Below are 22,526 nucleotides of genomic sequence, written 5' to 3'. Positions count from 1 at the left end.
CTATAAACATTCTGATAATCACTCTTACCAATCTAAATCAACCCCAGTGGACAGATGCAAATCTTCTTCAAGCTGTTCAAGTTCAGCATCCGAGTCCAGTTTTTTACCACCTTTGGTGAAGACATGCATCTCAGATTTAACTGAATCTGGACGTTTAATTTTTTCACTAATTTGCAGCGCAACATTATCACGAGACCGCCCCATTTTTGCGCGATATGTGGGTAAATCTTCGATAAATACAGTGATATGTTCCGGCATTTCGACAGGAATAATATCCCCCTCTTTGAGATTCATGATTTGTTCTAATGATAAATCGACTTCAAGCATGCGTGTCGATAAGTCAACCTCGACATCCATAATTTCGTCACGAAGCGCTTTACTCCAGCGTAAATCAGTGTCTTCAGTGTCTGATTGCACACCTGCGTCGAGTAACTCACGGATCGGCTCGAGCATAGAGTAAGGTAATGCGATATGGAAATCACCTCCTCCGCCATCGAGTTCGATGTGGAAAGAGCTAATGACGACCACTTCGGTTGGACTCACAATATTAGCCATAGCCGGATTCACTTCAGAATCCAAGTATTCAAACGACACATCCATCACTGGAGCCCATGCTTCTTTATAATCTTCAAAGATAATTTTAAGCAGCATTTGTACGATACGACGCTCTGTAGGGGTGAATTCACGACCCTCAATTTTGGCATGATAGCGCCCATCGCCACCAAAAAAGTTATCCACGAGAATAAAGACCAGCCGGGCTTCCATGGTGATCAACCCCGTCCCTTTTAGTGGTCTGAACCGCACCATATTTAAACTAGTCGGTACAAATAAAGTATGGATATACTCGCCAAACTTTATCATTTGAACGCCGTTAATTGACACTTCAGCTGTGCGACGCATCATATTAAATAAACTGATCCGCATATGCCGAGCAAAGCGCTCATTAACAATTTCAAGGGTGGGCATCCGACCACGAACAATACGATCCTGAGACGAAAAATCATATTGCGAGGCGGAGGAGCCACTGCCATCTTCGCCGTCGTCTATCTCATCTTCTTCAACGTCATCGACACCATGGAGTAAGGCATCTATTTCGTCTTGGGATAATAAATCGCTCACCCTCTCTCCTTACTACTGCATGACAAAACCGGTGAACAAAACTCGTTCAACGACTTTGTTGCCTTCAATCTCAATTAATTTATCTTGCACTTCTTTAAGCGCTTTTGTTCTGAGTGACTCTTTACCTGCACTGGTACTCAACTCATCAGCATTTGAAGTCGCAAACACCCCTAAAAGCGCACCTTCGATCAGTGGGATATGTTTTTTGGCTGTTTCTTCATTGGCATCGCCGCGCACTAACAATTGCACTTTTATTTGCACTAAACGGTCACGACTTGCCCCAGGTACATTAAATACAAATGGCCTTGGCATACCAACATATAAAGCTGTGCCCATTTCAGCCGAGGCCGTATTCGCAGAAGCCGCAGTACCTTCGGCAGGCGCGCCACCGGGTTCGGCCAATGTCTCTTCTGCGGCCACTGGCTCATCACCAGACATCATAAAAAATGCGCCGCCACCAGCTGCCGCTAATACAACCACAGCAATGATGATAAACAGCATTTTCTTACTTTTACCACCACCTTCTTCTATTTGTAGATCTTTTTCGTCAGCCATAATGATATCTCTGTAATTAAACTCTTTATATTATTGCTTTGAATTCAGGATAATAGCAATTATTGTTATGCGTAAAAATCAACGCCACCGAGTCGACTGCCTGCAATTCGAGCACTAATGTGCGAAGTTTGTTCAATTTCTTCATCTGAATCAGCGCCTTGCTTACCTTGTTGGGCATCTGAGCCATCATTATTGTCATCTTTAGATTCACTGTGTTGTTCAATACTGCTTTCGCCTAATTGAATCCCTTGTTCTGCCAACATTTCACGTAACCGAGGCAAAGATTGCTCGAGCGCTTCTTTTGCTTGTTGGCTTTGAACGACAAAATTGATTTGAGCTTGCTCGGCATCACTGCGAACTCTAATTTGCATACTTCCAAGCTCTGGTGGGTCTAAACGAATTTCCGCTTCTTTTTTGTTGAGTCCTAACATAAACGTCACCCGATCATGCAACTCTTTTGCAGCTTCAGAACGAAGAATGTTCAACGGCTGCTGCAATTGCGCTTCGATTGGTCCTGTCTGTATTTGCTGAGTTCGCTGTTGCGTGAGCTGATTTAAACTGGCAGTACTATACAGGTTGCTCAAGGCATCACCCTGTGTATCTGCCGTTGATGAAGACGTAAATTGACTCAATGCATGACTTTGATCTTGATTAGGCTGTTCTGCAAGCATTTTATCTATCAGACTATTCAGCGCTTGCTCGAGTTGTTTCGGGTCTTTGTGTGATTGCGTGGCAAAGCCTGCCAATAAAGCATCCGTTTGAAATTTAGGAGTCGCTTGAGATTCAATATCAGACATGTCCACGGTTTGAGCATGAACTACAGGGCTTGATGTTTGTCCAATATTGGCAGAATTGCTCTGGCTGTTAAATACATTTACAACTGGTGATTTACTCGCATCTTGGGCTGCACTGAGCATCATTTCATTTTTAGCACCGTTTGTAGCCTGTGTGAACTTCTCTGCCGACATTAATTGTTCATTGACTTGTACTTTTTTTTCACTTGCCTTATGGCCTGCTCCTAAATCAGCCGAATTCGATTTAACCCCGTCAACAGATAAACCTTCATCAACAAACTGAGCATTTATAAATTCACCTGATAACAATGTTTGTAATTGCTTTAGCACATCACTTAAAAGCTGTTTATCAACACTCAACGCTTCTGAAAGTCCAACGAGATTATCCATCGCCAAGTCTATTTGCTGGCTCAACTCTTGACGTTGACTAGATGAAAGATCGGATATTCTTTCTTTTAAACCAGAGAGTAAATCAATGACTTGATCTTGAAGCTGATCCTCGCCAAGCTTTACTTCCGATGAACCATCTCCAATATCATGAGTCGCTTGTTTATCAACTGAAATCGTCGAAAAAGAAAGCGGTGCAGCCATGAGTCCAGACTCATCATTAAACTGATTGTCACTGTTTTCAATCAATAAATCACCAAGCTGCGCTGCTTTGAAAAAATGGTTAACAGAAACAGTCGCATTTGCTGAGTCATGTAATTGGTTGAGCAACTGACCAATAGAGTCAGTCAAGTTATTAGGCGTAAGATCTAGGATATCACTGGCAGTTTCGGGGCTTGCCGATTCGTTATTAAGCTCAGAAACCGATTCAAACTGTGGTTCACTCTCCGATTTAGAGGATACTAACTCCTCCTCTATTGCAGAGTCAGCGGTAAGCGGTGACTTATTGCCACTTTTGTCGCCTTCAGTCTGTGACCATTGTTTGGGTGTTTGCTTATCCACTTTATCAGACGACATACTTTGAGAATACAGCGTAGAAAACTCACCCTTACCTTCGCTTATTAACTCTGAACTTGCCTCAGCACTTTGTTTTTTTTCAACATTTAAAGCTAAACTTACATTATTGCCAATGCTTGCCATAAATCCCCCCAGGGTGCTAACTTAAGTGCCAAAACCAACTAGTGACGCTTAATTCCAGACTAAGATAAAATTAAAAGCAAAAACTAGACCAACTGTGAATTTTTAACCCTCATAAACATATTAGTACTGAATTCATCGAGCATTTTTTGTTCTTCTTTTTGTAATTTAGCTTGCTGTGCCTGCACTTGTTTTTCTATCAACTTAGCAATTGCTTTTGTTTTTTGTTGTTGAGTTAACCAAATTCCCTTACGTTGTTCGACAACTTGCTTAGCAGTATTAATTACCTCAATTTGCTGCGTCATCGCCGATTCAATTTTATTAATAAATGCATGAAATTGATTAAAATTACTGCTGCTTAACCCTTGTTGTCCACGGGTATTTAATTGCTTCATATAGTCGAGTCTAAACTCTGATAGTCCTGTTAGCTTTGCTTGGTTATCTCTTAGGTATTGTTCAGCTCGTAGGTACTCAGAACGGCGCGCTTCTTCTTGCTCTTGGTTCAGCTTTAATAATAAGGTGAATTGTTTTGTTGCCATTGCCTGCCTCTCAATCGTGTTAAGCCTGACCTAATAATCGCGCTAAGCCTTGCAGCGCCTCATCGTACGGGATCACTTCTTTCATTGTTTGTTGTAAGAAACCATTCACACTCGGCATCATCGAGATTGATTTATCTAAAATAGGGTCAGCTCCCTTTTGGTATGCACCTAAGGTTATCAGATCTTTATTTTGCTGATATAAAGAATAGACTTGCTTGAGCACTCGAGCCTGTTGCATATGCGCCTCAGACACCACTTGCGGCATAACACGTGAAATTGACTTTTCGATATCTATCGCAGGGTAATGACCACTGTCGGCGAGTTCTCGCGATAATACAATATGCCCATCGAGAATAGCCCGAGCGGCATCGGCAATGGGATCTTGCATATCATCCCCTTCAGAAAGCACGGTGAAAAACGCAGTGATAGAACCTTGCCCTTCGCCACCATTACCCGCTCGTTCAACTAACGCAGGAAGTTTTGCAAACACTGAAGGTGGATATCCTTTTGTTGCCGGCGGCTCACCAACCGCCAATGCTATTTCACGCTGTGCCATTGCGTAACGCGTTACTGAGTCAAGTAACAATAGAACATTCAAACCTTGATCTCTAAAGTACTCGGCAATTGTCACGGCGGTTTCACATCCTTTTAGACGCATTAAGGGCGATGCATCCGCAGGAGCAGCGACCACCACAGAACGCCTGCGACCTTCGTCACCTAAAATCTCTTCAATAAACTCTTTAACCTCGCGGCCACGCTCACCAACTAATCCGACTACAATCACATCCGCAGCAGATCCTCGAGTCATCATCCCGAGTAAGACAGATTTACCCACACCACTGCCAGCAAAGAGCCCCATTCGTTGCCCTTGACCAACCGTCACAACCGAGTTAATCGCACGTACCCCGACATCCATGGGCTCACTGATTGCTCGTCGAGCTAATGGGTTAATGGCATGTTGTGCAAATTTGAGTTTTTTTTCAGATTTAATCGCGCCTAAGCCATCAATTGGACGACCGAGTCCATCGACTACACGACCCAGCAAAGCCATACCGACAGGTAAGCCAGCTTCTTTTACTTGAGGAATGACACGTGCACCGGGCAAGACACCAGAAATGGCATCATTGGGCATGAGATATAAAATATCACCATTGAAGCCAACGACTTCAGCATCTATAAAACCGTTTAGTGTCTCTATTTGACATTGACTCCCCACAGGGGCTTTCACACCCCGCGCTTCGAGAGTCAACCCCACCACTCGAGTCAAACTTCCCGCAACAGCGGGCGGCACTTTTCGGACATATTGACTGTATTTGGCTAACTTTTCAGGTAAAGCGGTCTCAGACATGATTACTCGTCGTGATTTTGACGGTCGATTCCTGAGTTATGCAAAAAGCTATCCAAGGTTTCTGATATACGGTATTTAACTGTGTAATCGATTGAAGATGTTGGTGTTTTAACAATGCAACCCCCAACTTCAATGCTCGGCTCGGCTTTTAAAAACCAGCCGCGCTTTTCTATTTCGTCTTCACCGTAACTTTGCTTTATGAGTTGAAGATCATCAGGGTGAAGTTCAAGCTCTATCCCTTGAGCATTATGCGGTAAGGCTTCAATGCATTGTTTAAGGGTTGATAAAATGGCTTGAGGGTTGGTTTTTACTTCAGTGAACACCACCGCTTCAGCAAGAGAAACCGCTAATTGAACGAGCAGCTTTTCAGCGTGTTCATCATAGTCGCGAAGTGGCTTTTGTAAGCCGTGAATCAAGGTTTGAAGTTGTAAAAGCTTTTCTTCAATTAAGGGTTTTGCTTCTTCTAGACCTTGTTCTTTTCCTTGCTCAGCCCCTTCTTCAAAGCCTTGTTTTAAACCATCAGATTTCCCTTCTTCAAGCCCTATGGCATAACCTTCGGCATGCCCTTGAGTCATTCCTTCATCAAACGCATCTTGACGAATTTGTTCGATTTCTTGCAGTGTGAGTGGAGCAGGTTCTTGTTCTTCTTCCGCTTGTGGCTCAACCTGTTTTGGCTTAGATCTAAATTGTTGCTCCATGGGTGTACCAAAAGCTGTCGAGCGGCCATCGCGTTTTTTGCGCTCGTCAGTCACTTCCGGAACGGGCCAATTTTTTAGCAGTTCTCGCACAGCTTCTTCAGATTGGATCTGATGCCCTTTTAAAAATGTATTAGCCATGCATGACTCCAAACGACGCTGGTGATGTCATTATAGGAATTCCTCACCGCCACCGCCACCCAGCATAATTTCGCCCGAATCAGCCAAACGTCGTGCCACCGATAGAATCTCTTTTTGGGCTGCTTCAACTTCACTGATCCGAACAGGGCCCATCGCTTCGAGATCATCAGCCAACATTTCGGCCGCACGTTTAGACATATTTTTAAGTATTTTGTCTTTCAAGCCTTCATCAGCACCTTTAATGGCTTTCATTAAGACATCTTGTTGGACATCTCGTAAAATCGCTTGTATGCCCCGATCATCAACATCCATTAAGTTTTCAAATACAAACATTAAGTCTTGGATTTGTTGTGACATTTCTTCATCATGTTCACGGATTGAATCCATCAACTGACCTTCAACATTGGTTTCAAGGTAGTTCATAATATCGGCAGCCGCTTTTAAGCCACCCATCTTCGCTGCTTGCGCACCCGCTTGGCCTGCGAACTGTTTCTCCATGATCTCATTCAATTCTTGCAAGGCTGCTGGTTGTACTTCTTCAAGATTGGCTATTCGCATCGTTAAATCTAGCCGAACTTTTTCTGGGAACTGAGAAATAATCTCTGCAGATTGCTCAGGATCCAGATAGGCCAACACAATGGTTTGAATTTGGGGATGCTCGTTACGAATGATATTTGCCACTTGCTTTGAGTCCATCCACTTCAGCGAATCGAGGCCTTTTGCCCCCGACCCCATGATTATTTGGTCAATCAAGTTAGCTGCTTTTTCTTCACCTAACGCTGCCGTTAATGCTTTACGAATGAAATCTTCTGATTGGAAGCCAATCGTACTAAAGCTTTGTATTTGGTCGATAAATAAACGATGAACAGCGCTAATTTTATCTTGGCTCAAATCAGCAAGGCTCGCCATCGCCATACCGACTTTTTGCACTTGCTTAGGCTCTAAATGCTTGAGAATTTGCGCTGCATCTTCTTCTGATAAGCTCAATAAAAGGATAGAGGCTTTTTCTACCCCATCGAGCTTATCAACGTCAAACCCTTTACTTGCTTCTTGATCAGTCATCTTCTGTTAACCACGCTTTCACTACTTGAGAGGAGAGTTCAGGTTCATTCGCCACTAAAGCACGAACCGCTTTCAATAAATCATCATCACCATGTAAGTCTGGCAATTGCAAAGTGCCATCAGGTGCAAAACCAACCGCTGACTCATCAAATGTTTGATTAAGCATATCTAAGGTGCTATCACCAATATCTACACCTGAGCTCATTGCATCATCATCATAACTCTCTAATGTATCATCAGGGTAGATCAGTTTCTTAAGCATTGGACGAACGACAGCCACAATCAAGACGATAATCACTAACGCACCCATCACTAAACGGGCAATCTTGAAGAACCAAGGCTGCTCCCAAAGTGGTAATTCTTCGGCGGCTTCTATATATTCTTGAACAAATGGTACTGTAACGACTTCCAAAGCGTCACCCCGTTGCATATCAAAGCCAATGCCTCCTTGCAGTAAGCGACGAATATTTGCAAGCTCTTGCTGAGTTCTTGGTTCGCGAGTCGCATCTGCACCTTCAGCCCCTGCAATAGTGTTATAGTTAAGCGCAACAGAGACACTAATTCTTCTTATTACACCAGTTTGCTGACGTTTATGTGAAATGGTGGTGTCAAGCTCATAATTTCGCGTGGCTTCTTTATGATTACGACTGGGTGCACTCGCACTGGCACTGCCGCCCGTAGCTTGCTCTGGAATAGCCGAATTCACTGGCGGTTGATTGCTTAAAGCTCCAGGAATACCAACAGCTAAGCCGCCAATGTTATTTTCTTCACGGGTCATCTCGCTTCGCACCGCAGGTAAGTCTGGGTTGTAGCGTTTTTGAGTTTCTTCGACTGAACTAAAATCCATAATCAAATCAACTTGGGCGGTATAATTTCCTAAGCCCACTATAGGGATCATGATTGAGTCGATTTTTTCTAAGTATTCTTGCTCGCGCTTACGCTCCACTTCATATTCTTTTCTTGAGCGTGCTGCTAATGAGTTTTGCGATCCAGAGTTTAATAAACGCCCATTTTGATCCGTCACTGTCACCCGTGACGGTTCAAGCCCTTGCACAGCTGAGGCGATAATATCTACTATAGAATCGACTTCTTCACCATTTAAAATACGACCACGCTTTAATGTCAGTACCACTGTGGCTGAAGGGGATTTTTCTCTGCGGGCAAACACATTTTCTTTTGGAATAGCCAATAATACTTTGGCACGTACCACATTTTGTAATTCTTCAATGGTTCGGGCAAGCTGCTGCTCACGGCTGTGTTTGAGGCGTTCACGCTCTAATCGTTGGCTGACTCCAAACCCCATATCTTGCATTAAGATATCTGTGCCTGAATTAGGTGAATGATCTAATCCTTCACGCGTCATCTTCAACTTGATGTCTTGATAATTGCTCTCAGGTACATATACCGTGTTGCCATCTAAGGTATATTCAATTTTTTGTGCATCAAGAAAATCCAGTGTTTGGATTAACTCTTCAGTGGGCATCTTGCCCAACGGGCGCATATCGGGTTGGCGTGCCCAAATGATGATAAAAACAGCGATCGCTAAGCAGATTGTTAACGCAATAACCAACGTCACTTGACGTAAGACATCAACGCCGCTTAACGCGCCCAAAAAGCCAGATTTTTGCTCTTGCTCATTGTCATTCGAATCCTCACTACTCATCATGCCACCACCAGAGTTGGCTAATGCGAGGTCTGTTGTTTGATTATCTTGCGCCACAATCTTACTCCATCATGCCTACACAGGCATGTTCATAATATCTTTATAAGCTTCGACTAATTTATTACGAACCTGAACGGTCGCTTCAAATGCTACTGACGATTTTTGTGAAGCAATCATCGCTTCAGCTAACGAAACGCGTCGGTCGCCCATTTCTACGGCAGTCACTTTTTGCTTAGAGTCTTGTTGTAATTCGTTGACTGTATCTAATGCATTTTTCAGCAAACTACTAAATTCTGCGCTTGAAGATTCTTTGATAGGAAGTTGATTGCTGACATTATTGCCCGCTTCAAATGCAATCGACTGCATTTCTTGTAAAAGTGTATTACCTGATACGTTCATACTATTCTCGAAAATAAACTTAACTATCACTCGAAAAAGCAATCATCGTACCAAGTTTAAAAAACCTTAAATTACATAAAGTTAAAAAAAATAAAACGGTATATTTAGTTGCTCGCCAAAGTTTTGACAATAAAGAAGCCAGCATTGCTGGCTTCAAATAATACTAGAAACTGAGTCTCTATTAAGCTGGAACACTGATCCCAGCATCTCGCATTTTGGCTAGTTTATAACGTAAAGTCCGTGGGCTAATACCGAGTTTATCCGCCACTTCTTTACGACTACCTTGGCACGCTTCAAGCGCATCCAGAATAATTTTATTTTCTTGATCTTTTAACTCATCTTTAAAGCTTGATGATGAATTAATCTCTAGTGGATGTTCAGCTGTGGCGCTTACCAATTTAGGCTTTAACGTTTCTAAATAAACAGCGTCTTCATCAATAATATGATCATGCTGTAAAATCAACGCTCGCTGAATGACATTATCAAGTTCACGCACATTACCTGGCCACAGATGCATATAAAGCTTATCTTGCGCCGCTTCGGTCAATTCTGCCAGAGGTTGCTTCGCTTTAAGGCAATGACGAGCAATCAGGTGTTTCGCTAAAGGAATGATGTCCTCTGGGCGATCTTTAAGTGGCAACCACTCCAATGGAAATACATTCAGTCGATAATACAAATCTTCACGAAAAACGCCATCAGCCACCGCTTGTTTTAAATCTCGGTTACTGGTTGCCAGCACCCTAACATCAAGAGAAATAGTTTTTCGGCTGCCTAAGCGTTCGACCTCTCGTTCTTGCAATACTCGAAGTAATTTGGCTTGTAAACTCAAATCCATTTCGGTGATTTCATCAAGTAAGATGGTGCCTTTTTGTGCTTGTTCAAACTTACCTGGACAAGCTTGGATCGCTCCCGTAAATGCGCCTTTTTCATAACCAAACAAAGTTGATTCGAGCATATTTTCAGGAATGGCTGCACAGTTAATAGCGATAAAAGCCTCATCAGCCCGATCGGAGTGGTCGTGAATGTACCTCGCCAACACTTCTTTCCCGGAACCACTTGGCCCCATCACCATCACCGACGCTTCAGAGCGGGCTACTTTTTGAGCAAGTTCAAGTAGTGCTAGGCTGCTGGGATCTTCGACCACAGGGCCATCGGTTTCCTTTTCTTTTTCTGGTAAGTATCGGCTTACCATATTTAATAACACTTGCGGGGCAAACGGTTTCGCCATGTAGTCAATTGCGCCTAAACGCATTGCTTCAACTGCATCATCAATCGTTGCGTATGCAGTCATCATCAAAACGGGCATTTCTGGGTAATTCAGCTTAATGCTTTTTAAGAGATCAATACCGGACATCGCGCCCATTTGCACGTCGCTCACAACTAACGACACTTTGCTTTTTTTCAGCTCCATCAATGCCGTTTCAGCACAATCAGCTTCAATACAAGCAATGCCAGCAAGTTCAAGAGTGTCGATCAATGCTTCTCTTAAGCCAGCATCATCTTCAACAACTAAAATGGTATTCTCGTTCATGCTTCCTCCGAAGTATCAGCAGTTGGAAATACAGGTAAATGAATATTAAAAGTGCTCCCACCTGCAGCGTTATCTTTCAGGCTCACTCGGCCTTGGTGACTAGCTGCAATTGAGCTGACGACCGCAAGCCCTAACCCTGTCCCTTGACTACGGGTGGTAAAAAATGGCTCAAATATTTTGCTTTTCAGCTCATCAGGAACTCCCGGGCCATTATCAGATACTGAAATTGTGACACTATTAACCAGATGCTCATCACGTTTAGCGCTTAAGACTACTTTTGCTTCTTTTCCGATCACTTGGACACTGTTATGGATGAGATTACCAATGGCCCCTGCAAGCGCTGTTTTATTGCCCGTAATTTCAATATCAGGCTCAGGTAATTCAATCGTTAATTGGGCATGATTTAAATTCATCATTGCCTCTGAACCCGCTTTAACTTCACTCAATAATTGCTGTAGCGATACTTTTTCGACCACCTGTTGTTCGCCACTTTTAGCAAATAACAACATATCATTCACTTGAGTTTCGAGGTCTTTTAAGCGCGACATCAACTTAGTATGAAAACTACTTTTCGCATCACCGGTGAGCGCTTTATTTCCTAAATTAGCAGCGTACAACATCGCAGCAGATAAAGGAGTGCGCACTTGGTGTGCAAGGGAGGCAACCATTTTTCCTAATGCACCCAAACGCTGCATATGCGCAAGGCGCTCTTGTAAACGACGGGTTTCAGTGAGATCAGTCATTAAGATAAGCTGGCCAGGTTCTGGCGAAAGAGCTGAAATTTCAAGCTTAACACGGCGTCCATCTCTTAATGAGACTTCATGTCCGTCATCTTGACGTGGCGAAAAGGAGCGCTGAATCACAGTCAGCCATTTTTCTCCTTCTAATGGCTCACCTAACATGCTAATTGCTATTTGATTAGCTTTGGCAATCATTCCGCGACCATCAAGAACAATCACCCCAGCGGGCAATGTATCAACTAAATGACCTAACCAACTTGCTTGCTGACGTAATTCGCTTAACTCACCAATATAGGACTCTTGTTGTAGGCAAGGGTTATATTGGCTTTGATTGAAATCACTTCGGTAAACGTGTGCTAATGCCATAATTTTTGTCGCTCAACTCTTTTCTAGATTAACTAGAGGAAGCAGAGATCGTGCCAAAAATAAACACTTACTTTTCAGTATATTACGGTGTAAATTTGGAGTGTCAATTTACTGACTGTGGACATTTAAACAAAAGAGCCACAACAAAATTAGCAGCGGCTCTTTTAAAGTAAATCGATTTATTACTCTTTATTCAGGTTATATTTTTTCATCTTTTCTACAAGCGTGGTTCGTCTCACACCGAGCACTTCGGCAGCGCGCGCGACAACATAATCATAACGCTCCAGTGCTTGGCTAATGAGGTTGATTTCAAGATCTGCTAGGTAGTCTTTTAAATCAATCCCCTCATCAGGCAGCAAGCCAAATGTGTTATCGGTAGATGAAAAGCCACTTTCTAGATCGTCGTCATCCGATGAAAAGTCTCCAAATCCAGCACTGAAGATATCATTAAGTGCTTGGCGTTCGAGAATTTCTTCTGGGTATTCTGGTATATATGCATCTAGATCGACATGCTGATACTTTTTAGGTAAATCAGCCGCATCAACCACTTTTTCAGGAAACATAATGACCATTCGCTCAACCAAGTTTGCCAGCTCGCGAACATTACCGGGCCAATCATGCTCTTGTAAAGATAGCATTGCACGTTCGGTAAATTTTGCACTCGCCCCACCTTGCGCTATGTTGCGTTTCATCATTTCTTTTAACAGAAGCGGAATATCGTCTTTACGATCGCGTAGCGAAGGATTCTCGATTGGGAATACATTGAGTCGATAATATAAATCTTCTCGAAAACGCCCAGCATCAATCATTTCTTCGAGATTACGATGAGTCGCAGCAATAATACGGACGTCTGCATTGATGGGTTTCGTTCCACCGACCCGCTCATAGGTTCGCTCTTGTAGGACGCGCAATAATTTTACTTGCATCTGCAAAGGCATATCCCCGATTTCATCTAAAAAGAGCGTGCCACCTTGCGCTAATTCAAACCGCCCTTTTCGAGCAGAAATTGCACCGGTAAAAGCGCCTTTTTCATGCCCAAACAACTCACTTTCAAGTAGCTCACCTGGAATTGCACCACAATTAACAGGCACAAAGGGACCATCACTTCGATTTGAGAGTAAATGCACATTTCGTGCAACCACTTCTTTACCGGTACCTGATTCTCCTAAAATCAATACATTGGCATCTGTTTTCGCGACCTGACTAATTAAAAAGCGAATTTGTTGGACAACTTGCGTCTCACCGACAAAGCCATCAAAACGACGATTATCTTCATCTTGTCGAGCTTTACCCGGAATAAGCCGCTGATATTCTTGGCAATCGTGGATAAGTTGTGTGGTTACAGCATAATTAAATGGCTCACATATCAAACCCACTACATTGGCAATCGAAAGCAATGGCTTGAGTGTTTCACCTATTAACAGAAAAGGAATGGCTGGGTTTTCTTTTATAAAATTTTCGTGATCGATAGACATCGATGCACCCAAAATAAATGCAGTCACACAATCAGAAGGCTGGACAAATTGAGCATAATCTTCACTCGTTACCAACAAATTGGGCTCATTTATAAACGTTAACGAAGCAGAAAGCCCATAAGCTCGTTGCTGATTTTCATCAAGAATTAATATTTTGTTGTCAAGATTCATGCTTACAGCACTGCATTTATAATTATTATATAGATTGTAAGGTGTTAAAGGCTAGATGCAAGTCAAAGTGGCAAATTTTTGACGTCCACATCATTTTTTTGACGTTTTACTGACTGGGCCGTTAAAGCAGCTTTTGCAACAATCCGGCCTCTAAATTACCTTGCGCTTTAAGAGCAAGCATTGTTTCTAGTTGCATTTTATTTTTAACTTGTTCACTGACTTCTGCAGCTATATCAGTATCTTTAATTCTTGAATAAGATTGCGTATTCGCTTGGCGACTACTTTGTTGTACTTCAATATCAGACAAAAGCTGGTTTTGTAATGCGCCGATACTTGTGCGCCCCGCCCCAACTTGTTCAAGCACGGCTTCACTTTGCGCTATTGCTTGTTGTGCGCCAGCTGATGAAGTGACATCAATTTCAGACACCGCTTTCACTAATGTTTCGCTATCCAATGCAATTGAATTAGCAAGTGTGCTACTTGAATTGCCAAACACTGCCTGACCTGCAAATTGGGTGTCAGTCGCAATCGTACCTACTTGATCTTGTAAACCTTGAATTTCTTGTTGAATCGCTTGACGTTCGCTCGAACCCAATGTGCCATTTGCTGCTTGGATACTTAATTCATTAATACGCTGCGCCGCATCTTGCACACCTGAAAGACCAGCGTCTGCAACTTGATAATAAGACACGGCATCGTTAGCATTACGGGTTTGGTTTTCCAGAGAGTTTAATTGAGTCAGTAACTTATTCGATATTTGTAATCCTGCAGCATCATCTTTCGCGCTGTTGATTTTCTCACCTGATGAGATTTTTTCTTGGCTAGCAGCTATTTTATTAACCGTTGGGTTGATAAAAATATTAGCAGAGATAGGTTTCATGATGTTCCCTCCATTTATCTAAGCATAGCCCAAATACTGAAAAGAAAAACGATAAATAAGCAGTTTATTGAAGCAATGACAAAGCCAATTGAGGTACCTGATTCGCTTGAGCAAGAAGTGATGTTGCAGCTTGTTGAGTTATCTGCATTTTAGTTAATTCTGCTGTCTGAGCGGCAAAATCGGTATCTCTAATCCGAGCACGACTCGCGGACGAGTTTTCAACAATATTTTCCAAAATATTAATCGTTTTATCGAGCCTATTCATACTCGCCCCCAAAACAGCTCGCTGTTTGTCGACAATCACTAAGGCATCATCAACTGCAAAAATCGCGAATTGCGGCTGCTCAATGAGCTCTGCTTGTTCAAGCCCCAAATTCTTGGAATTAAATGATCCCAATGTAAACCCAATAAATTGCTGAGAATTTGCTCCAATTTGTAACGTAACAAATTCTCCTCCAGCTCCTTTTACTCCAACATCATAATCTTCGAGTAAAATTTCGCCTCCTGAAGGGGTGTTGTAAGTCGCACCGACATCAAAATCAGCAATCGTACTGTCACTATCGTTTAGAATTAAATATTCTCGAAATCCCTTTGTCCCATCTAAGCGACCACTGCCTGTCCCTTGCATCGTATTTTCTCTAATTTCGCCCCGAGATGCATCTCGCCCTCCTAGCGCACCATTGTCTAAATTAGTGAGATCCATTTCGGCTTCGACATATAATTGCAATCTTGTTTTTGCTGGGTTAGCAGCATCATCTCCTGTTGTCATCATATCTGTGAAAAAAGCAGCTTCATTTGCCCATTGCCCGCTGGCTGCGGTATTAAGCGAAGCATCAAACGATTGTCCTTTTGTAAGCTCTGACATAATGGTTTGCAAGCCATCGTCACCCAACTTGCTATGCATGTAACGCAGAGCCATATAACCACCAGAGTAAACAGCCGCAATTTCAGCCCCTGTAGAGGGCGAGAAACCTGTTACACCTTGTAAGTCATTCAAACTGTTGTTGCCACCTGCAGCGCCATCATTAATCACATTTGCTAAACCCAAGCTAGCACTGTCTGTCTTTAAGCGGCCATCAGCACCTCGAATTGATTCTGCCGTCCCTTCTATAAACCACGTGGGCAAATTTGTTAAATCGAAGTTTGCAGCCATAGTGGCATGCACCATTTCATGCAGAATTGTTTCGTTCAGTGCTAAGCTCGAATCATCATGAATTGACGCCGAATCAGGGAAGTCATCTTTATCAATCACCATAACCATTTGCACTGCCTTGCCACCAAGGTAACCGGGTTTGACATACGCTGCAGTGCCGCCATCACCATCTAAATGCTCGAGATCAATTTTTAGTGACCCACTTCCAATTATTCCAAATTGTTTTTTTATGATGTCTTCAGATTCTGATAACCATGTTTTTTGCAGTGCTTTGGCCATATCCCTTTCGACAGTATCAATCAAACTGCCACTTGAAGTTTGGAACAGATTTTTATCGCCAAAACGCGTGTCTTCATTAATATGATCGATTTCATCTTTTAATTGAATAAACTCTTGGTTTAAAGCCTTGCGATCAGATTTGCTGTAGGTCGCATTTGAGGCTTGAATAGCAAGCTCGCGCATACGTTGCAATGCGTTGGTAATTTCTTGTTGTGCACCTTCTGCAACTTGCAACATAGAAATACCATCATTCGCATTTCGTTTAGCAACGGTTAACCCATTAATTTGAGTTGAAAGTTTCGTGGATATTTGAAGCCCTGCCGCATCGTCTTTCGCTGAGTTGATTCTTAACCCTGATGATAGTTTTTCCATTGCATTATTCACCGCAGAGCTTGCATTGCTAAGCACTCTTTGGCTATTTATTGATGCAATATTGGTTACTATCCTCAAGACGATCAGCCTTTATTCTGATGTTAATACAGTCCTATATCGGTTCAATTGAATAAAACTTGAGCGCTTAAGTAATATTTTTAGTGAATTTGTTTTAATCACCACTTTTGTTAAAGTTCAGTCTAGATTGGCAGATAAAAAGGGTAACAATGGGTAGAGGACATATTAATGGTATGAACTTTGCTTAACTATTTTATCGCATTAAATTATACGGGTGTCCTATGTCTCGACTTTCGATTCAGAAATATAAATCAATGAAAATCAACAGCGCTGAGAATGCTGAACCATATGAGTTAATTCAAATTGTATTATCCAATATTATTGGGAAACTCACAGCAGCCAAAGCCTATATAGATAGAAAAGAAATAGAAAAAAAAGGGATCTCTGTGAGTGAAAGCATTACATTAATTGGTGCACTTCAAGACAGTTTAGATATGGAAAATGGCGGGGATATTTCAATCAATCTATTCCGTTTATATGAATTTACACAAACTAAGTTAGTTGAAGCAAACTTTGAAAATTCAAAAGATAAAATTACAGAGGTCATCAACATCTTCGCTGAAATTAAAAGTGGATGGGATGCAATCCCCAAAGAAATGAGACAAATACAGCCCACTTCAGAAGTGCAATATGCACAAGAATAATGATCTAACGTCATTATCGGGTGACGCATTATTGGCAACAATTGCAGAGCTGAATCAGCGACTCATAACAGTATTAGAGCAAAAAAACTATGAGGATGCAGAACCTCTCCAAAAAACCTTGAGAACAGTATTTGAGCAATGCATCAAGTTGGCAGAATCGGGACGTTTATCTGACATCGATGAATTTTCAAGACTGATTGAAGAATTTGAAATGATACGCACACAGTATGAATCCGAGCTGGCAAATATCAAACTTAAAATCGTTAAAATGAACAAAGACAAAAAGGCATTAAAAAAATACTCTAATTTATGAGGTAAATCTTTTTATATTTTTCACTTACTTAGCTAATATATAAGTAAATATTTATTCATTCTCATGAAGGCCCAACATGTTCGACAATAAAACAATACTTATTACTGGTGGTACTGGATCGTTCGGTAAAAAATACGTCGAAACTCTGCTGAAAAGATACACGCCCAAGAAAATAATTATTTTCTCTCGAGATGAACTAAAACAATTTGAAATGCAGCAAGTCTTTAACCATGACTGTATGCGCTATTTTATTGGTGATGTGAGAGATAAGGCAAGGTTAACGCGCGCAATGAGAGGTGTTGATTTTGTTATTCATGCAGCAGCCTTAAAACAAGTACCAGCAGCTGAATACAACCCTATGGAGTGTATCAAAACAAATATAAATGGTGCAGAAAACGTGATTGATGCTGCACTCGATAATGACGTAGAAAAAGTCATCGCTCTATCGACAGATAAAGCTGCCAATCCAATTAATTTATATGGCGCCACCAAATTAGCTTCCGATAAATTATTTGTAGCTGCGAATAACATTTCTGGTGGTCATAAAACAACATTTGCAGTAGTCAGATATGGCAATGTTGTATGCTCTCGAGGATCGGTGATCCCATTTTTCGAAAATTTAATTAACGCCGGTTCAGATCACTTACCTATCACTCATAAAGACATGACCCGCTTTTGGATTAGCTTACAAGATGGCGTTGATTTTGTTCTTAAAAACTTTGCAAGAATGTCAGGTGGTGAAATTTTCGTTCCTAAAATACCAACTCTAAAAATTACCGATCTTGCCACATCAATGGCACCATCATTGCCACAAAAAGAAGTAGGTATTCGTCCTGGTGAAAAGCTTCATGAAGTTATGTGCCCTGCTGAGCTTTCCTACCAAACGTATGAATATGCGGATCATTTTGTAATTGCACCCAGTATCAGTTTTAGTTCACGTAATAATGATTTTACAATCAATGCAATTGGTGAAAAAGCGGTATTAGTACCTGAAGGGTTTGAATATAACTCTTTAACCAACCCTCATTACCTTAAAGTTGAGGAGATCGAAGAATTTAATAATAAGGCGATGTCATGATCCCTTATGGAAGACAGGATATTAATCAAGCTGATATCGATGAAGTCCTTGCTGTATTACATTCTGATTTCTTGACACAAGGGCCAAAGGTACCTGAGTTTGAAGCCGCTGTATCGAACTATGTGAATTGCCAATTTGCACTAGCGACCAACAGTGCAACATCAGCGCTTCACATCGCTTGTCTTGCGTTAGGAGTCTCGTGTGGAGATCGCGTTTGGACCAGCATCAATAGTTTCGTCGCATCAAGTAATTGCGCCCTGTATTGTGGCGCGCAAATCGACTTTATTGATATCGATCCGCGCACAGGAAACCTCTGCCTTCTTGCATTTGAAACCATGTTAATTAATGCACAAAAAACCAATACGCTGCCAAAAGTTGTTATTCCTGTGCATTTTGCAGGGCAAAGTTGTGATATGCCAACCATATACAAACTTTCAAAACGATTTGGCTTTGCCATTATTGAAGACGCCAGCCATGCAATCGGAGGTGAGTATCACCAAGGTAAAATAGGAAATTGTCAATATTCTGACATAACCGTATTTAGCTTTCATCCGGTAAAAATAATCACCACAGCTGAGGGTGGCATGGCCATGACAAATAAGCCCGAACTTGCTGAAAAAATGGCTTTATTTCGCTCTCATGGTATCACCAAAAACCCTGATTTGATGAGTTCTACAACACTCCCGCCTTGGTATTATGAGCAGCAGGTGTTGGGGTATAATTATCGCATGACCGAGTTACAAGCTTGCTTAGGGTTGAGTCAATTAACTCGTATTGATGAATATATCCAACAACGAAACAGTAAAGCACAATGTTATAACGATGCCCTGAAAAATTTGCCCTTAAAGATCCTTGAGGTTATTTATGGCAAAAGTGCCTATCACTTGTATGTAATACAGTTACATGATGCGACTCAACACCAAACCGTATTCAATGCGCTTAGGGCCGCTCAAATAGGCGTTAATCTTCATTATATCCCGATAACTAAACAGCCGTATTATCAGCAACTCGACATGACATTTACCGCCCACCCTCATGCTGATGACTACTATACAAGAGCCATATCTATTCCGCTTTTCCCAAGTATGTCTGATAAAGATCAACAGGATGTGATTCAAGCATTAACAGACATATTATTATGAAGCTTGCTCTCGGTACAGTGCAATTAGGCTTAGACTATGGGATTAGTAATAAACAAGGCCAAGTAGACCCTCTCGCTGCTCAGCAGCTACTTAGTTTCGCGTATGAACAGGGGGTTCGTTTTTTAGACACTGCTGCGGCATATGGAAACAGTCAACAAATACTGGGGGAATTCGCTCATCAGAATTCCCACATAATAACCAAAATCAATCCTGATGAGTCATCATTAACTCATTTAAATCATGCCTTAGATGAGTGTTTCAACCAATTAAAACGCACACACATCTATGCCGTTATGCTGCATAACGCCGATCGACTCAATCACCCAAATAGTCGTTCAGCGTTAAAACAACTCGAAACTGAAAAACGTAATGGAAGAGTCAAAAAGATTGGCCTTTCTCTTTATCATCCCGATCAGGTAAAGTTATTTGATATATTTACACCAGATATTATTCAGATTCCCTTAAACATCATCGATCAACGATTTTTAGCCAATGGTTTATTAGATAGACTTCTGGCTCAAGGCATCGAGATTCATGTACGTTCAGCATTTTTACAAGGACTTTTGCTGCTTGAACCAAGCAATAGACCTTCGTATTTCAACAAGTTTAACGCTCTAAATCGCTTTGATAAATTCATTGAAAGCACATCTGCTTCACGGCTTAGCGTGTGCCTAAATTTCTTTAATACCCTTCCCGCTATAGCTAAAATTGTTGTCGGGTGTTGTTCAAAGGATGAGCTTTCTGAAATTATTACTGCATATCAATCCCCTATTGCACTCAATGGTCTGAATTTTGCTTGCGATGATCAAGCGTTAATTATGCCAAGTAACTGGCCAAAATTATAAAGTTAGGGTCTTCCATGATTGGGATTATTGTACAAGCACGTATGAGTTCAAGTCGCTTACCTTCAAAAGTTATGCGTCCGCTCGCAGGTCATCCGATGCTTTATCAGCAGATAAAACGCCTGCAACGGAGTCTACTCGCTGATGCATTGATCATTGCCACTTCAGATGATAGCTCTGATGATGCCATTGCATCATTGTGCACAGAACATAATATTACACATTTTCGTGGGTCTCTTGATGACGTATTGGCTCGTTTTTATTTTGCAGCGAAAGCAAATCAATTAGAAACGATTGTTAGGATCTGTGGAGATTGCCCTCTCATTGATGCTGCTTTAATTGATAACATCATACAATTTCACACTGAAAACCACGCGGATTACACCAGTAATTGTGTAGAACGATATTTTCCTGATGGACAAGATATTGAAGTGTTTTCGTTCTCAGCATTAGAGCAGGCCTATCTATTCGCAAAAAAACCATCTGAACGAGAACATGTTACCCCCTTTATTCGTGATTCAGGTCAATTCACTATTAAGAACTACCCAAGCAAAATTAATTTATCAGCTTATCGAATATGCGTCGATCACCAAGCTGATTTTGATGTTGCTAACGCCATATTTACACAGTTGACATCACAAATAGGCGAACATTTTGGTGTCAGCGATATCACTCACTTTTTAGATAACAATCCAAAGATTAAGGCATTAAATGCCGATATAGAACTAAATGAAGGTTATAAAAAATCTTTAGCCGAAGACAAATTGTTAGGATTTAAATAAATGACGCCCTCGTATGAAAACTCAATGCAATGGTTAGAACGTGCTGAAAAATCGATTCCACTAGGCTCGCAAACATTCAGTAAAAGTAAAATGTCGCTTCCATTGGGTGCTGCACCACTGTTTATCGAAAAAGGACTTGGAAGCCAAGTGTGGGATCTTGATGGCAATCAATATACGGATTTTATCAATGGATTATTATGCATCAGCCTTGGTTACCAAGATCCTGATGTAGATAATGCGATTCGCGATCAACTCAGCAGTGGGATCAGCTTTTCGTTACCACATAAACTAGAAGCACAAGTCGCTGAATTATTGATTGAATTGATTCCGTGCGCCGAAATGGTTCGATTCGCAAAAAATGGTTCAGATGTAACAAGCGCCGCAATCAGGTTAGCACGAGCTTATACTCATAAAGATCACATAGCAGTCTGTGGCTATCATGGTTGGCAAGATTGGTACATTGGTTCTACCACTCGTAATCTAGGTGTGCCAGCTTCCACTCAAGCTCTCACCCATAAATTTACTTATAATCAAATCGGTACCCTCGAAGCCTTATTTGCTGACACAAATAATCAAATTGCCGCGGTGATCTTAGAGCCCGTTAATATCGTCCCCCCTGAAGATGACTTTTTATTAAAGGTACAGCTATTATGTAAAAAACATGGGGCTGTATTAATTTTTGATGAGATGATCACAGGGTTTCGATATCACCTAGGTGGCGCTCAAAGTTACTTTGGTGTCACTCCAGATCTAGCAACCTTCGGGAAAGGGCTTGCTAACGGTGCTCCTCTGTCGGCGTTGGTCGGGAAAAAAGAAATTATGATGTTAATGAACGATATTTTCTTTTCGGGTACTTTCGGGGGGGAAGCCCTCTCACTTGCAGCAGCAAAAGCATCTTTACAAAAAATGATTGCGACAAACTTTGCCATTGATATTTGGCAAAAGGGAGAGTATCTAATCAACGGGTTCAATCAACTGACTAGCTGTGGTGATATGTTTGAAATTAAAGGGCTAGCACCATGGACATTCTTACAAATTAATCCAGGGATCAATCATTGTCCGATTACAATCAAGTCATGGTTAATTCAAGAGCTATGTAAAAGAAATATTCTCTTTATCGGCAGTCATAACTTATCTTATGCTCATAGCTATGTAGAGATAGATGCGCTGCTAACGTGCTATCAAGAATTATTCGCTCAGGCCCAACAATTTGATGCGGATAACACCTTAGCAGGCTTGCTAGACGGGCAAGTCATTGAAAATGTATTTAAAGTGAGGTAAT

21 protein-coding genes are annotated in these 22,526 nt (G+C 41.6%); 7 read left to right on the top strand and 14 right to left on the bottom strand.

All coding sequences use genetic code 11. The annotated features are described in order from the left end of the window. Window positions 1–24: 24 nt before the first annotated feature. The 14 genes from fliM to AC3KVK_RS04845 form a co-directional block, all read right to left on the bottom strand. Entirely contained in the window at window positions 25–1,119 is a 1,095-nt protein-coding gene (gene fliM, locus AC3KVK_RS04910; RefSeq protein WP_490312637.1) for a flagellar motor switch protein FliM, read from the bottom strand. A gap of 12 nt (window positions 1,120–1,131) precedes the next feature. Continuing rightward, on the bottom strand, window positions 1,132–1,674 hold the full coding sequence (fliL, locus tag AC3KVK_RS04905) for a flagellar basal body-associated protein FliL (protein ID WP_490312638.1): 543 nt from the start codon (window positions 1,672–1,674) through the stop codon (window positions 1,132–1,134). A gap of 65 nt (window positions 1,675–1,739) precedes the next feature. After that, on the bottom strand, window positions 1,740–3,554 hold the full coding sequence (locus tag AC3KVK_RS04900; protein WP_490312639.1) for a flagellar hook-length control protein FliK: 1,815 nt from the start codon (window positions 3,552–3,554) through the stop codon (window positions 1,740–1,742). A gap of 83 nt (window positions 3,555–3,637) precedes the next feature. Beyond that, the gene (gene fliJ / locus AC3KVK_RS04895) at window positions 3,638–4,090 is read right to left on the bottom strand and encodes a flagellar export protein FliJ (RefSeq protein ID WP_490312640.1); all 453 of its coding nucleotides are present in this window, start codon (window positions 4,088–4,090) and stop codon (window positions 3,638–3,640) included. A gap of 19 nt (window positions 4,091–4,109) precedes the next feature. After that, window positions 4,110–5,438, bottom strand: coding sequence for a flagellar protein export ATPase FliI (gene fliI, locus AC3KVK_RS04890; protein ID WP_490312641.1), 1,329 nt, complete (start codon window positions 5,436–5,438; stop codon window positions 4,110–4,112). Between the two features lie 2 nt (window positions 5,439–5,440). Next, on the bottom strand, window positions 5,441–6,274 hold the full coding sequence (fliH, locus tag AC3KVK_RS04885; protein WP_490312642.1) for a flagellar assembly protein FliH: 834 nt from the start codon (window positions 6,272–6,274) through the stop codon (window positions 5,441–5,443). A gap of 30 nt (window positions 6,275–6,304) precedes the next feature. Then, window positions 6,305–7,336 (bottom strand): flagellar motor switch protein FliG, encoded by a 1,032-nt coding sequence (fliG, locus tag AC3KVK_RS04880; protein WP_490312643.1) that lies wholly within the window; start codon window positions 7,334–7,336, stop codon window positions 6,305–6,307. Next, window positions 7,329–9,056 (bottom strand): flagellar basal-body MS-ring/collar protein FliF, encoded by a 1,728-nt coding sequence (fliF, locus tag AC3KVK_RS04875; protein ID WP_490312644.1) that lies wholly within the window; start codon window positions 9,054–9,056, stop codon window positions 7,329–7,331. The genes fliG and fliF overlap by 8 nt, the downstream gene beginning before the upstream one ends. Window positions 9,057–9,074: 18 nt before the next feature. Continuing rightward, window positions 9,075–9,398, bottom strand: coding sequence for a flagellar hook-basal body complex protein FliE (gene fliE, locus AC3KVK_RS04870; RefSeq protein ID WP_490312645.1), 324 nt, complete (start codon window positions 9,396–9,398; stop codon window positions 9,075–9,077). Window positions 9,399–9,579: 181 nt separating this feature from the next. Continuing rightward, window positions 9,580–10,929, bottom strand: a complete 1,350-nt coding sequence (locus AC3KVK_RS04865; protein ID WP_490312646.1) for a sigma-54-dependent transcriptional regulator — start codon at window positions 10,927–10,929, stop codon at window positions 9,580–9,582. After that, window positions 10,926–12,035, bottom strand: coding sequence for a sensor histidine kinase (locus tag AC3KVK_RS04860; RefSeq protein ID WP_490312647.1), 1,110 nt, complete (start codon window positions 12,033–12,035; stop codon window positions 10,926–10,928). Before AC3KVK_RS04860 ends, AC3KVK_RS04865 begins: the two co-directional genes overlap by 4 nt. Before the next feature lie 182 nt (window positions 12,036–12,217). Then, window positions 12,218–13,681 carry a sigma-54 dependent transcriptional regulator gene (locus AC3KVK_RS04855; protein WP_490312648.1) on the bottom strand — a complete coding sequence of 488 codons (1,464 nt, stop codon included), beginning with the start codon at window positions 13,679–13,681 and terminating at the stop codon, window positions 12,218–12,220. Window positions 13,682–13,802: 121 nt separating this feature from the next. Beyond that, on the bottom strand, window positions 13,803–14,561 hold the full coding sequence (locus AC3KVK_RS04850; protein ID WP_490312649.1) for a flagellin: 759 nt from the start codon (window positions 14,559–14,561) through the stop codon (window positions 13,803–13,805). Between the two features lie 64 nt (window positions 14,562–14,625). Then, window positions 14,626–16,443 (bottom strand): flagellinolysin, encoded by a 1,818-nt coding sequence (locus AC3KVK_RS04845; RefSeq protein WP_490312650.1) that lies wholly within the window; start codon window positions 16,441–16,443, stop codon window positions 14,626–14,628. Window positions 16,444–16,664: 221 nt separating this feature from the next. On the opposite strand from AC3KVK_RS04845, the gene fliS reads away from it, so the two are divergent. The 7 genes from fliS to AC3KVK_RS04810 all read left to right on the top strand — a co-directional run bounded on the left by fliS (window position 16,665) and on the right by AC3KVK_RS04810 (window position 22,525). Then, window positions 16,665–17,087, top strand: coding sequence for a flagellar export chaperone FliS (gene fliS, locus AC3KVK_RS04840; protein ID WP_490312651.1), 423 nt, complete (start codon window positions 16,665–16,667; stop codon window positions 17,085–17,087). After that, the gene (locus tag AC3KVK_RS04835; RefSeq protein WP_490312652.1) at window positions 17,074–17,400 is read left to right on the top strand and encodes a hypothetical protein; all 327 of its coding nucleotides are present in this window, start codon (window positions 17,074–17,076) and stop codon (window positions 17,398–17,400) included. Before fliS ends, AC3KVK_RS04835 begins: the two co-directional genes overlap by 14 nt. A gap of 76 nt (window positions 17,401–17,476) precedes the next feature. Then, entirely contained in the window at window positions 17,477–18,478 is a 1,002-nt protein-coding gene (gene pseB / locus AC3KVK_RS04830; protein WP_490312653.1) for a UDP-N-acetylglucosamine 4,6-dehydratase (inverting), read from the top strand. Next, window positions 18,475–19,620 (top strand): UDP-4-amino-4,6-dideoxy-N-acetyl-beta-L-altrosamine transaminase, encoded by a 1,146-nt coding sequence (gene pseC, locus AC3KVK_RS04825; RefSeq protein ID WP_490312654.1) that lies wholly within the window; start codon window positions 18,475–18,477, stop codon window positions 19,618–19,620. The genes pseB and pseC overlap by 4 nt, the downstream gene beginning before the upstream one ends. Next, window positions 19,617–20,465: an aldo/keto reductase gene (locus tag AC3KVK_RS04820; RefSeq protein ID WP_490312655.1), complete on the top strand. Its 849-nt coding sequence runs from the start codon at window positions 19,617–19,619 to the stop codon at window positions 20,463–20,465. Before pseC ends, AC3KVK_RS04820 begins: the two co-directional genes overlap by 4 nt. Before the next feature lie 14 nt (window positions 20,466–20,479). Next, on the top strand, window positions 20,480–21,244 hold the full coding sequence (locus AC3KVK_RS04815; RefSeq protein ID WP_490312656.1) for a cytidylyltransferase domain-containing protein: 765 nt from the start codon (window positions 20,480–20,482) through the stop codon (window positions 21,242–21,244). A 24-nt stretch (window positions 21,245–21,268) separates the two neighbouring features. Further along, window positions 21,269–22,525, top strand: coding sequence for an aminotransferase class III-fold pyridoxal phosphate-dependent enzyme (locus AC3KVK_RS04810; protein ID WP_518526928.1), 1,257 nt, complete (start codon window positions 21,269–21,271; stop codon window positions 22,523–22,525). Window position 22,526: the final 1 nt, after the last annotated feature.

Source organism: Pseudoalteromonas sp. J2K-J979, from assembly GCF_058169715.2.
This window is presented reverse-complemented; position numbering and strand designations above follow the sequence as displayed.